At 39.6% G+C, this 12413-nt stretch carries 10 protein-coding genes; 6 read left to right on the forward strand and 4 right to left on the reverse strand.

The genetic code is table 11. The features are described from left to right. Positions 1 to 23 precede the first annotated feature (23 nt). Together BM073_RS04165 and BM073_RS04170 are read left to right on the forward strand one after the other, a co-directional pair. Positions 24 to 371, forward strand: a complete 348-nt coding sequence (locus BM073_RS04165; protein ID WP_091650767.1) for a hypothetical protein — start codon at positions 24 to 26, stop codon at positions 369 to 371. A gap of 114 nt (positions 372 to 485) precedes the next feature. Then, entirely contained in the window at positions 486 to 2513 is a 2028-nt protein-coding gene (locus BM073_RS04170; RefSeq protein WP_091650954.1) for a glutamine--tRNA ligase/YqeY domain fusion protein, read from the forward strand. A 70-nt stretch (positions 2514 to 2583) separates the two neighbouring features. Here BM073_RS04170 and BM073_RS04175 read toward each other — a convergent pair whose 3' ends face one another. After that, positions 2584 to 4746 carry a xanthine dehydrogenase family protein molybdopterin-binding subunit gene (locus BM073_RS04175; RefSeq protein ID WP_091650770.1) on the reverse strand — a complete coding sequence of 721 codons (2163 nt, stop codon included), beginning with the start codon at positions 4744 to 4746 and terminating at the stop codon, positions 2584 to 2586. A gap of 2 nt (positions 4747 to 4748) precedes the next feature. Further along, positions 4749 to 5207, reverse strand: a complete 459-nt coding sequence (locus BM073_RS04180; RefSeq protein ID WP_091650774.1) for a (2Fe-2S)-binding protein — start codon at positions 5205 to 5207, stop codon at positions 4749 to 4751. A 210-nt stretch (positions 5208 to 5417) separates the two neighbouring features. Between BM073_RS04180 and BM073_RS04185 the strand changes: the two genes are divergently transcribed. The 4 genes from BM073_RS04185 to hrpB all read left to right on the forward strand — a co-directional run bounded on the left by BM073_RS04185 (position 5418) and on the right by hrpB (position 11010). Continuing rightward, complete coding sequence (locus tag BM073_RS04185; protein ID WP_091650780.1) at positions 5418 to 6584, forward strand: MBL fold metallo-hydrolase; 1167 nt, start codon at positions 5418 to 5420, stop codon at positions 6582 to 6584. A 127-nt stretch (positions 6585 to 6711) separates the two neighbouring features. After that, complete coding sequence (locus BM073_RS04190) at positions 6712 to 7860, forward strand: Gfo/Idh/MocA family protein (RefSeq protein ID WP_091650783.1); 1149 nt, start codon at positions 6712 to 6714, stop codon at positions 7858 to 7860. 84 nt (positions 7861 to 7944) lie between these two features. After that, complete coding sequence (locus BM073_RS04195; RefSeq protein WP_091650787.1) at positions 7945 to 8457, forward strand: DUF2911 domain-containing protein; 513 nt, start codon at positions 7945 to 7947, stop codon at positions 8455 to 8457. A 66-nt stretch (positions 8458 to 8523) separates the two neighbouring features. Further along, positions 8524 to 11010 (forward strand): ATP-dependent helicase HrpB, encoded by a 2487-nt coding sequence (hrpB, locus tag BM073_RS04200; RefSeq protein ID WP_091650789.1) that lies wholly within the window; start codon positions 8524 to 8526, stop codon positions 11008 to 11010. Here the strand turns inward: hrpB and BM073_RS04205 are convergent. Continuing rightward, positions 11007 to 11627: a hypothetical protein gene (locus BM073_RS04205; RefSeq protein ID WP_091650791.1), complete on the reverse strand. Its 621-nt coding sequence runs from the start codon at positions 11625 to 11627 to the stop codon at positions 11007 to 11009. The genes hrpB and BM073_RS04205 overlap by 4 nt on opposite strands. A gap of 40 nt (positions 11628 to 11667) precedes the next feature. After that, positions 11668 to 12189 carry a HEAT repeat domain-containing protein gene (locus BM073_RS04210; RefSeq protein WP_091650956.1) on the reverse strand — a complete coding sequence of 174 codons (522 nt, stop codon included), beginning with the start codon at positions 12187 to 12189 and terminating at the stop codon, positions 11668 to 11670. Positions 12190 to 12413 lie beyond the last annotated feature (224 nt).

Raw genomic sequence — 12413 nt, forward strand, 5'->3', positions numbered from 1 at the left:
ATTTTAGATAGTTAAATTGCAGTATGCAAGAAACTTGGACATTTGACTATCCCAAATCTCAAATAAAAGACGATTCATTGAGTTCTTTCTTGAAAGCCAAAAAGAAAGATTTGGGCATTTTTCTTTCCTATTATTACAAAAAAGAAGGTGCAGTAGCCGAGGATGTAAACTTAAAAACCGAGCCTCAATTTTCTGATTCTAATTCAGGCAGTTTTGAGGTGGATTTTTCCTTGGTTCATTTTAATGCCTGCCTGGCCATTCATGAACAAGTGAGAGAATCTTTAAAAATTGATTTTGAATTTGATTCAAAATCTTCCAAATTAAAACTGATAGGGCCTTATTGGCCTAGCAGAGAAATGGATGAGATCTGATTTTTTTCATCTTTCAACATAATCTGAATTAATCTCAAATTCATGTGCCTCATTTTAAATGAAAGGTTGCAATTCCTTTCATTTGAAGTAATTTTGGCATTCAGTTTTTCAATTATGAAAGAATCACCAGAGACACTCAATTTTATTGAACAAATTATAGAAGAGGACTTAGCTAAAGGTCTTCCGAAGGAAAAACTCCGTTTTCGCTTTCCTCCGGAGCCGAATGGTTATCTGCATATTGGCCACGCAGCTTCCATTTGTTTGAATTTTGGATTGGGAGAAAAGTACAATGCTCCTGTCAATCTTCGCTTTGATGACACCAACCCTGCCAAAGAAGAGCAGGAATATGTTGATGCAATCAAACGAGACATTGCATGGCTTGGCTTCAAATGGGCTAATGAATGCTATTCCTCTGATTATTTTCAACAGCTGTACGATTGGGCTGTTCAATTGATCAAAGAAGGCAAAGCTTATGTAGATCAACAGTCATCTGAACAGATTGCAGAGCAAAAAGGTACCCCTACTACTCCAGGAAAACCTAGCCCTTTTAGAGATCGACCTGTGGCTGAAAGTCTGGAACTTTTCGAAAAGATGAAGAATGGGGAGTTTCCTGCCGGATCTTATCTCCTTCGAGCCAAAATTGACATGGCCTCTCCAAATATGCATATGCGTGATCCTATTCTGTACAGAATTATTAATGCTCCGCATCATCGTACAGGAAGTGATTGGTGTATTTATCCAATGTATGATTGGGCTCATGGTGAATCGGATTACATTGAGCAGGTATCTCATTCACTGTGTACCTTGGAGTTTAAGCTACACAGAGAGCTTTATGACTGGTACCTGGATCAAATCTATGATCCTTCCCTACTTCGACCTAAGCAGCGGGAATTCGCTCGAAGAAATCTGAGCTACACAGTGATGAGTAAGCGGAAATTATTGGAATTGGTACAGAAGAAGGTGGTTGCCGGTTGGAATGATCCTCGAATGCCAACTATTTCCGGTTTGAGAAGAAGAGGATATACTCCTGAATCTATCCGAAAATTCTCTGACCTATCCGGAATATCTAAGCGGGATAATGTCACTGACGTATCCTTATTGGAATATTGTATCCGGGAAGACTTGAATAAAACTGCTACCAGAGTAATGGCGGTTTTGGACCCTGTTAAAGTGGTTTTGACCAATTATCCTGAGGGTAAGGTAGAAATGCTATCCATGGAAAACAATCCTGAAGACCTTAACTCTGGAACTCATGAAGTACCATTTTCCAAAGAACTTTACATTGAAAGAGAGGATTTCAAAGAAGAAGCGAATAAGAAATTCTTCAGACTTTCTTTGGGGAATGAGGTTCGTTTGAAAAGTGCCTATATCATCAAAGCGGATTCTGTAGTAAAAGATGAAGCGGGAAATATTACAGAAATTCATTGTACAGTGGATTTGGACTCCAAATCCGGAAGCGGTACTGAAGCAAGTTTAAGAAAAGTAAAAGGAACACTTCATTGGGTTTCAATAGTCCATGCTATCACTGCTGAAGTAAGGGAGTATGATAGGTTGTTCCTTGATGAGGCTCCTGATGCACATGAGGACAAAAACTTCATGGAGTTTATCAATCCGGACTCTTTGAATATCATCAAAAAGGCTTATTTGGAGCCCTATTTAGCTCAAGCAACTTTGGATGATAAATACCAATTTCAGCGATTGGGTTACTTCACTTTAGACACAGATTCCAAGGAGGGGCATTTGATTTTCAATAAAACTGTTGGCTTAAAAGACTCTTGGGCTAAGCAAAATACAGTAGCGCAGCAACCAAAACAGCCTGCTGTTCAGCAGAATCAAGGTAAAAGAAGTCCTTTGAACGAGATTCAACAATTGAGTAAAAAGCTAACCAATCTTCCAGAAGAAAAGTTGGCGAATGCTAAAGCATCCATACTCAAATTAGCTGAAGAAGTGAGCTATGAGGAAATTGAACCTTTATTCAATACTGCTGCTAAAAAAGTGGGTACTCGAATTGGTGTTATGTTAGTCTTGGGCGTTTTACTAAAAAATGGCCAAGAGAAAACAGAGGCAGCTCAGGAATTTATTAATGCTGGTCTAAATGATGATCATGAAATGCTAAAAGCTGAAGCAGCAGCAATTCAATAATTCATAAATTAATTCAAAAAAAAGCCGCCAATGATTATTTGGCGGCTTTTTAATTTAACACCTTATTACCTTAGGCTCTTCGGATATCTAATTTGATATCTGAAAATTCTTTCTGCTCAATAAATGGTTGACTTCTCAACCTTCTACCTGTCGCAGCAAATATCGCATTTGCAATAGAACCACCTGTTGGAGGTAGTGCAGGTTCTCCTAAGCCAGTAGGATCAAAGTCAGTTGTTAGAAAATGGGTTTCAATTTCAGGAACTTCCTTCATTCGAATTAAGCGATAGGTGTCATAGTTTTTCTGCTTTGGTACACCATTTTCGAAAGTTAGATTTCCATACATTGCATGGCCCATTCCATCCACGATGCCACCTCTTACCTGATGGTTTGCTCCAATTGGATTGATAACCATTCCACAATCTGTAACCGCAGTTATTTTCTTTAGTGTCGGAGTACCTCCTTCCATAACGATATCAGCTACTTGAGCAACATAAGATCTATGAGAGAAGTACACAGAGAATCCCTGTTTCACGTTTGGATTTTTACCCCAATTGGATTTTTCCTTGGCGGCTTGAACTACCCCAATCATTCGATCTACATCATAGCCTAGCTCTCCCACCGGATTGGTTTTAGCCCTTTGAAGCAAATCCAATCTAAACTGAACAGGATCTTTGCCAGCTTCCAATGCAACCTCATCCAAAAAGCTCTGCTCAGCATACGCCAGAAAGTTTGTAATTGGAGCTCTCCAGGCATTGGTAGTGATACTTGATTCATAATTCACTGATTCGATCAAGACATTGTCCACAGCTCCTGAAGGAAAATTATGCTCCCGGGTTGTATTACCCGCATTCATCCCTACTCCACGTAGCTTATATGCAGTCATATTTCCCGATTCGTCCAAGGCCGCTTCGAACTTGTATCTAACAGCCGGTCTATAAGCGCCTCCTGTGAGTTCATCTTCTCTACTCCAGGTTACCTTGACAGGTGCATTCATAACTCTCGATACTTCTACCGCTTCTTCTACATAATCGGCACGAAGTCTTCTTCCAAATCCTCCTCCCAGACGTGTGATTTCCACTGTGATATTTTCAGCTGGAATTCCCAAGATTTGAGCAGCCGACTGTCTAGCTCTATCTGGAGTTTGGGTAGGACCAATTAATTCGCATTTATCTCCTTTTACATGGGCAAAAAAGTTTTCTGGTTCCATAGGAGAATGCGCCAAGAAAGGACATTGATATTCAGCGCTCACTACTTTAGCGGCATTTTTAAAAGCTGCGTCAACGTTACCGTCTTTTCTTCGAACTTCCGCTTTTCCTGAAGCCAATAATTCCTTGAAAATTCTATCGTGATCCGCTGAGCTTTCTACCTTACCTTCTGGCTCATATTCAATTCGAAGCAGCTTTTTAGCTTTCATTAATGGCCAAGTTGATGAACCTACCACAGCCACTGAATTTCCAAAAGTTACCACCTCCTGAACTCCAGTCACTGCTCTTGCTGCAGCATCGTCGACAGATTTGATTTTCATTCCAAAAGGTGCTCTTTGAATCATGGCATGAAGCATTCCTTCCCTGTAAAAATCCAATCCGTATAATGGCTGCCCTGTATACATCTCCTTGGCATCCACATTCTTCACCGGAGTCCCGATGATTTTAAAATCTTTTTTGTCTTTAAAAGTCACTTGCTCAGGAGCAGTCATGGTAGCGGCTTCTGTCACGAACTCTCCAAAGTGACCACTTTTCCCACTTCCTTTGTGTGAAATGATGCCTTTTTCTACTGTAATTTCCTCTGCTGGAACATTCCATGTTTTCGCAGCAGCAGCTACCAATACATATTTGGCTGTTGAGCCTGCTGTACGTAATCTTTCCCAGCTGTGTGGCATAGCTCCTGACCCACCGGTCAGCTGACGGTCATATTTTTCAGTATCCAAATTGGCCTGAACTACTCTGACCTTTTCCCAATCAGCATCCAATTCTTCGGCTACGACCATTGGAAAAGAAGTCTTGATATTTTGCCCCAATTCAGGATTAGGTGAATAAATCACCACATCACCAGTTGGAGAGATGGATAAATAACTATTAAAGTTTTTAGCCTGAGATAAAATTTCCTCAGTACTCAACACCTCTACTTTCGGGGAATCGCAACTGAACCAGTTGAAACCAATAAACAATCCACCTGCCGTGGTTCCGGCAATCTTCAGAAAATCTCTTCTGCTCGCTCTTGTTACTGTGCTCATGATTATTTGGTTTTAGCGGCTAATGCTACTGCTTCTCTAATTTTGTGATAGGTGCCACAGCGACAGATGTTTCTATTCATCGCATTGTCAATTTCATCCATACTTGGATTAGGGTTGCTTTTCAGAAATGCTGCAGCTTGCATAATCTGTCCAGCCTGACAATAGCCACATTGGGCTACATCGACTTCTTCCCATGCTTTTTGAACAGGATGATCTCCATCTTCCGAAAGACCTTCGATGGTGATAACTTCTGAGTTGCCCACACTTGAGATTGGTGTTACACAGGAAAAAGTGGAATTGCCATTAATGTGAACAGTACATGCCCCACATTGAGCTACACCACAAGAAAATTTGGTTCCGACTAATCCCAGGTGATCTCGCAAAACCCACAATAAAGGGGTATCATCTTCCACATCCACCTGATGATTTTTACCGTTTACTTTTAAGTTGAAAATTGCCATGTTTCTTTTATTTGCTCATAAGTTACAAAAAATCATCCCTTGATAAATGCCATTTATGGAAATCTGACTTCCTAATTGTCTGATAGGCAAATATTGAGGCCTGATTGAAATAAATGATAAAAAAATCAAAGTACTCGGACCTTTTTTCTCCTTTTTTGGTTAATAATTTTCAAGTCCTGGCTTAAACAAAAACCTAAAATCCATTTTCCTGTGCTAAAAAAAATATTGCTCTTCCTGCTTATCCTCTTTTTGGCACCTCTCCTTTTCGGTTTTCTTTTTATCAGTTTTAGTCCTCAGTTTGGAGGTAATCCTTCACCAGAGCAACTTCTCGAATTTGAAAAATTGGATCATTATTCAGATGGCAAGTTTCATAACCTTCAAGCAACTGAAATGGGAATGGATTTAGCGAAAGCCATCAAACTACTTCCTGAATTCTTCAAAAATGATCCTGCCAGGAAACCTGACTTTGATATCCCGATAGTAAAAATTGATTCTCTTGAACTGCTAAATAGTTCATCCACAAGACTATTTTGGTTTGGTCATTCTGCATTTTTACTTCAAATAGACGGCAAAAATATCTTGTTAGATCCCATGTTTGGGGAAGTTCCCTCTCCCCACCCTTGGTTAGGAAACCCCAGATTTTTCAAAGAGCTCCCTATAGAAATTGAAGAGTTGCCTGTGATTGATATGATTCTTTTCTCTCATGATCATTATGATCATTTAGATTATGGGTCAGTCAAGAAATTAGCTGGAAAAACCAAACAGTTTGTGGTACCATTGGGCGTGGGAGCTCATTTGGAAGCCTGGGGAATTGAGAAAGCTAGGATAACTGAGTTGGATTGGTGGGAAGACTTCAAGGTTCAGGAAATATCTTTGATTTTTACACCCAGCAGGCATTTTTCGGGCCGCGGATTGAATAATCGCTTTAGCACACTTTGGGGATCTTGGGTGATTATTGGCGAAGAAGAAAAACTATTTTTCAGCGGAGATGGTGGGTATGGTCCACATTTTCAGGAGATTGGAAATCGTTTTGGGCCATTTGATTTTGCCATGCTGGAATGCGGGCAATACAATGAAAATTGGAAAGAAATCCATATGATGCCTGAAGAAACGGCATTGGCTGCTCTGGATCTGAAAGCAAAAGAGTTTATGCCCATTCACTGGGGAGCGTTTAGCTTAGCTATGCATTCTTGGACAGACCCCGTGGAGCGTGTTTTGGCCAAATCCCAGGAATTAGGATTGAAAATCAGAGTGCCTAAAATCGGTTCTATGATAGAAATTAAAGAAGAAAGTCAACCCGAACTTTATCCTTGGTGGATCAATCCCGACTTGGTAGATCTCTCTGATTTTCAGGAAAGAAAGGCCAGTATTTTTTAATACATTCTTGATCATAGTCTTTTAGGGCTTTCTCAAGACTTGAATTTGTGATCAAAAGTCATGAGTGAAATTGATTCATTTTTCCTAATTTGAAACTTTATTCAAACATATAAAACCTACATAACCTATGTCTCAAACGATTAAAGCAGCCATCGTTGGTACCGGATTTATTGGACCGGCTCACCTGGAAGCACTTCGAAGAATTCCTAATGTAATGGTCACTGGCTTAGTAGAAGTCAATCAAGAATTGGCTGAAGAAAAAGCCAGACTTTTAGGTATACCCAATGCTTACACCTTCGAGGACATGCTTAAAGTATCTGAAATCGATGTTGTTCATATTTGTACTCCAAACTTCCTGCATTATGCGCAAGCAAAAGCAGTTTTAGAGGCAGGAAAGCATGTCATTTGCGAAAAGCCTTTAGCAGTAAAAATAGATGAAGCAGAGGAGTTAGTGTCTTTAGCTAAAAGCAAAGGATTGGTTAACGCAGTGCATTTCAATCTCCGTTATTATCCTGTGGTAAGACAAATGAAAACCATGAGAGAAAGTGGTGAGTTGGGTGAGGTTTATGCAGTTATGGGCTCTTACCTTCAGGATTGGCTCTTTTTGCAAACAGATTATAATTGGAGATTAGAACCTGATAAATCCGGTGATTCAAGAGCTATTGCTGATATCGGGTCCCACTTATTGGATATCACAGAATATGTGACCGGTTTGAAAATCACAGAGGTCATGGCAGATTTTTCTACAGTTCACAAAACCCGTTTGAAGCCTCTCAAAGCGATTGAAACATATTCAGGCAAAATGCTTAGCATGGATGATTACGAAGAGGTTCCTATCAATACGGAAGACCATGCCACTGTTATGCTTCGTTTTGACAATGGAAGCAAAGGGTCAATTACTGTTTCTCAAGTCAATGCGGGTAGAAAAAACAGGTTGAATATTGAAATCGCAGGCTCCAAGTCGAATTTTGAATTCAATTCAGAAAGACCTAATGAATTGTGGATTGGAAAAAGAGAAAGTGCTAATCAGCATTTGATGAAAGATCCTGCTTTATTTACTCCAGAAGCTGCCGGATTGATAAGTTTCCCTGGCGGACATAATGAAGGGTTCCCAGATACTTCTAAGCAGATGTTTAAAGAAGTTTATGCAGCTGTAAGAACTGGAAAACAGCCTGATAGCCCAAGCTTCCCAACGTTTGCGGATGGTTTAAGAGAATTAATTATTGGCGAAAGAATCATTGAGAGTAACAAAAAGCAAGCTTGGGTAAAGATTTAGCATGCTTTAACAGAGTTGGGAAAATAGAATCTGAAATATTTCTGAATTTTCTGTAAATTATCCAATTCAAAAAAACTGAAAACCATGAATTTAAAGAGAAAGATTTTTGCTTTGGCAGTATTGGCTGGATTTGCTTTTGCCGCTCAAGCCCAAGAAAAAGCCAGCCCAGCTATGACCGCAGAGGGCTCTGTTGGTGATGCTAAAATTACTGTGAATTACTCCTCTCCTGCTGTTAAAGGTAGAATGATCTGGGGTGATTTAGTGCCTTTGGGTCAAGTATGGCGTGCTGGTGCTAATGAAGCCACTACGATTACCACTACCAAGGATATTATGGTAGAGGGTCAAAAGTTACCAGCTGGAACCTATAGTTTCTTCATTATTCCTGGAGAATATGAATCCACTTTCATCTTCAATAAAGTTGCCAAGCAATGGGGTGCTTTCGATTACGATTCTTCCCAAGATCAGTTGAGAGTGAAAGTTGCCTCTCAGCAATCCTCCTCTCTTCAGGAGCGTTTGAAATATGAAGTAGCCGATAATAAGCTAAGCATTATGTGGGAATATGGAAAAGCTGAAGCAAAGCTTGCTCCTAGCATGTAATTAGATTTTAAAGTTTTTGGAGGCCATCAGGAATTATCTTGATGGCCTTTTTATTTTTGCAAACTCATGTCAGATTTTGATCCTTATTCCTTTCAGCTTCCAGTTGCGGATATTATCCCCAATGTAAAAAGCCATTTTCAATCTAATAATTCCTTGATCGTTCAAGCTCCTCCAGGGGCAGGGAAAAGCACACTCTTACCTTTGGCCTTACTTCAGGAGGACTGGCTCAAAGGAAAAAAAATAGTGATGCTGGAGCCCAGAAGATTGGCTACTAAAAGTATCGCGCTCAGGTTGGCTTCCATGCTTGGAGAAGAGGTGGGAAAGACAATAGGCTATAGAATTCGCTTTGAATCTCAGGTAAGTGATCGGACTAAATTAGAGGTGATTACAGAAGGCATTCTTACTAGAATGATGCATTCTGATAATGAATTGAAAGATGTTGGACTAGTGATTTTTGATGAATTTCATGAAAGAAATCTGCATTCTGAGGTTGCTTTGGCTTTATGCCGGGAAGTTCAGGAAGTACTGAGACCTGATTTAAAAATCCTATTGATGTCAGCTACCATCAACTCGGAAGAGCTTTCTTCTTTGTTGAATTCGAAAGTAATCCAAAGTTCTGGTAGGCAATTTCCAGTAGATATTCATTATTTAAATCCTGTTGATGAATATTCAATTGGGGAAGATACAGCGAGAGCTATCATCCCATTGACCAAGAAGCATGAGGGAGATTTCTTGGTATTTTTACCTGGTCAGGGGGATATCAAAAAAGCAGAATCACTTTTAAGAAAAGCCTTGCCACAGGACCTTATTTTGCCACTCTATGGGCAGCTAAGTCCAACAGAGCAAAATAGAGCTATCCAGCCTCATGCAGGCGGTAAAAGGAAAATTGTTTTATCTACAGATATTGCAGAGACATCCCTAACTATAGAGGGTGTCAAGGTGGTTGTTGATTCCGGATATGCTAAATCCAATAGATTTGATCCTCGTTCAGGCCTTTCTAAGTTGGTTTTACACAGAATTAGTACTGATTCTGCGGACCAGAGAAGCGGACGTGCTGGAAGGTTAGCAGCAGGAACAGCCTATAGGCTTTGGTCTATTGCGACACAAAATCAATTACAGGAATTTAGAACTCCTGAACTGATGGAGGCGGATTTGACAGGTTTAGTTTTGGATATGAAAGTCTGGGGAAAGGATGAAATCAGGGATATGACCTGGCTTACACCTCCTCCGGCTGGAAATCTAAACTTGGCAGAGAAGACTTTGGAATCTCTGGAAGCATTAGACCATGGTCAAATTACCTCTCATGGAAAAGAAATTCATCAGCTGCCATGCCATCCTAGAATCGCGCATTTATTGCTCTATGCAGAAAAACAGAACTTGTTGGGTTTGGGAACAGACATAGCAGCAGTTTTGGAAGAGCGGGATCCATTAGGACCAGAGGCTGGAGTTGATTTGAATTTAAGAATTGAGGCCCTAAGAAGGTTTAGAAGTAGAGGTCATAGTATACCGAGGATCAAGAAAATAGAAAAGGTAGCAGCTCAATATCGACGGATGTTTCAAGTCGAAGCGGAAAATGGTGCTGTAGATCCTTGGCAAACAGGAATTCTTTTGGCCTTCGCTTACCCAGAGCGCATTGCATCAGCAAGACCGGGAAATAATGCTCAGTTTCAGTTAGCCAATGGTAAAATAGCTCAAATAGGCCATAGAGATGATTTAGCCCATGAGTCTTGGATAGCTGTGGCCGATATAGATGCTAGAGAAGGTATGGGGAAAATATGGCTTGCAGCTCCATTAAATCCACGTGACTTGGTGCCTTTGGTAAAAACCAAGGAAGTTTTGCGCTGGGATAGAAAAAACGGTGGTTTGATAGCTCAGACAGAACATAGAATTGGAGCCATTATTTTAGGCTCCAGATCTTTAAAAAATTATGATCGTACAAAGGTCAAAGAAGCAATTTTAGAAGCTATTCGTGAAGAGGGTGATTTACTTTTAAATTTTGATGAGGAAACGTTGCAGCTGATCCATAGAGTGAATGCTTTGAGGATATGGAATCAAGATGAAAAATGGCCCAATTGGACAGTTGATGACCTTTGTGAATCAGCAGAAGAATGGTTAAGTCCATATTTGAATGATATTCAAAAAAATGAGGATTTGAAAAAAATCAATCTCAAACAATTGTTGATTCATAGTTTAGACTACGAACTGCAGGGAGAATTGGAAAAGTTAGCTCCCGAAAAGTTGGAAGTTCCATCTGGTAGTAGGATTCAAATTCAATACAGATCACCTGGTGAGGCTCCTCTCCTTTCAGTCAGGCTTCAGGAAATTTTTGGTATGCTGGAAACACCAAAAATCAATCAGGGAAAAATTCCTTTGTTGATAGAGTTATTGTCTCCGGGGTATAAACCTGTTCAGCTGACGCAGGATTTAAAAAGCTTCTGGAGCAATGGATATTTCGAAGTGAAAAAAGAATTGAAAAGAAGATATCCCAAACATGAATGGCCAGAGGATCCTATCAAAGCAGAGGCTGTTAGAGGCGTGAAACGGAGGTTCTAAACTTGTTGATCTAGATGACTGAGAAACTGTAGATAAGAAGCAATAGTGAAAGGTGTAACTTGTTGCTTTTCTACCAGGTTTAAAAAGTTTTCTCTCACAATCAGATAATCCTCAGGCTTGTATAATTTCGCCAAAGCTGTAGCTCTAAAGGCATTATAGATAAAGTTCTGACTTTTAAAGGTATAATTTTCTTTGGCTACAAAAGCGTTTTCTAAAGTCAAAGGATCGCTCATTTTATCCAGCCATTTGAAACCGTTTTTGATAAAAAACTTCTCCGCTTTGATTAAAGCTTCTTCCATTTCGAAATCACTGGTAATAGCAAATCTGTTTGGGATGTTAGGATCAATTTTGTTGGGAGTTTGGATAAGTGTTAAGGACCTTGAAGAATAATCACTGAGACTTGGTAAAAATCGGTGGATCAATTCTTCAACAGCATCTATTCTCACCCCTAAATTGTATTCCAAATAATTGGTATCTGGATACTCTGTGAAATGGACAAAAATAGCCTGCTTACCCAGAGGAAATGATTTCTCATAGGTGGAATAATTGGGATTGAATTCAAACCCAAAGTCAAGAAAAAATTCCTGATGCCTTTCTTTAATATCTATATTCAGCATATAGTAAAGAACTCCGGAAATTAAGAAAAGTTGCAAATTATTAGGAAAATAATTCCCTCATTTCCAGTAACATAGGTTCTACTTCTGATTTTTTTATTGAAACACTTCCCTCATCCTCAGGATTATGTAAGTAGTGGTTCCAGTGCTTTTCAGCTTTACGTATCGTTCGGGGAGTAATTTCAAACTCTACCTGATCCAAAAGGTCCTTGGCTAAAGTAGATGCTTTGAAGTTGCCAAAAAGATAAACTCTGAATACATCTACAAATCGTTCGGATAGGTTATACTCTTCTAAAATTTGTACAAAAGCTCCTTGAAGGTTTTTATTCTTTTTATCAAAAATCACTTCGAAAATGGCGTCCAATGCTTCTTCTTGCCAGTGGGTTTTAGATAATGCTCTGCAGGCTAGATAGGCAACTTCCCAATTATCGCCTTTAATCATTTCTATCAGCCTATTTTTGGCTTCTTCGTCTGCCTTCAGTCCCAATTTATCTGCAAATAAATATGCCTCAGACTCATTGGGGTCACACATTTTTTCAAAAAGTCTTTCTATATCTTGATCCATTCTTTTTCCTTTATTTTGCAAATATACTCGAATTGCTAAGGGGATCATATGATTTAATCAGGAGAAGTCAATTGGTTTATTCCATATATTTTTACGTCTGGATTAGACCGCTGAATCGCTCAATCTAAAACTCCTGAAATACCAATAACAGAGATGAAATCGAGCATGTCGGAGCCGATACACACTGGTATGATTATATCCTTTGCGAGATTCCATGTGACCTT

It is taken from the genome of Algoriphagus ornithinivorans (genome assembly GCF_900115305.1).
GTDB lineage: Bacteria > Bacteroidota > Bacteroidia > Cytophagales > Cyclobacteriaceae > Algoriphagus > Algoriphagus ornithinivorans.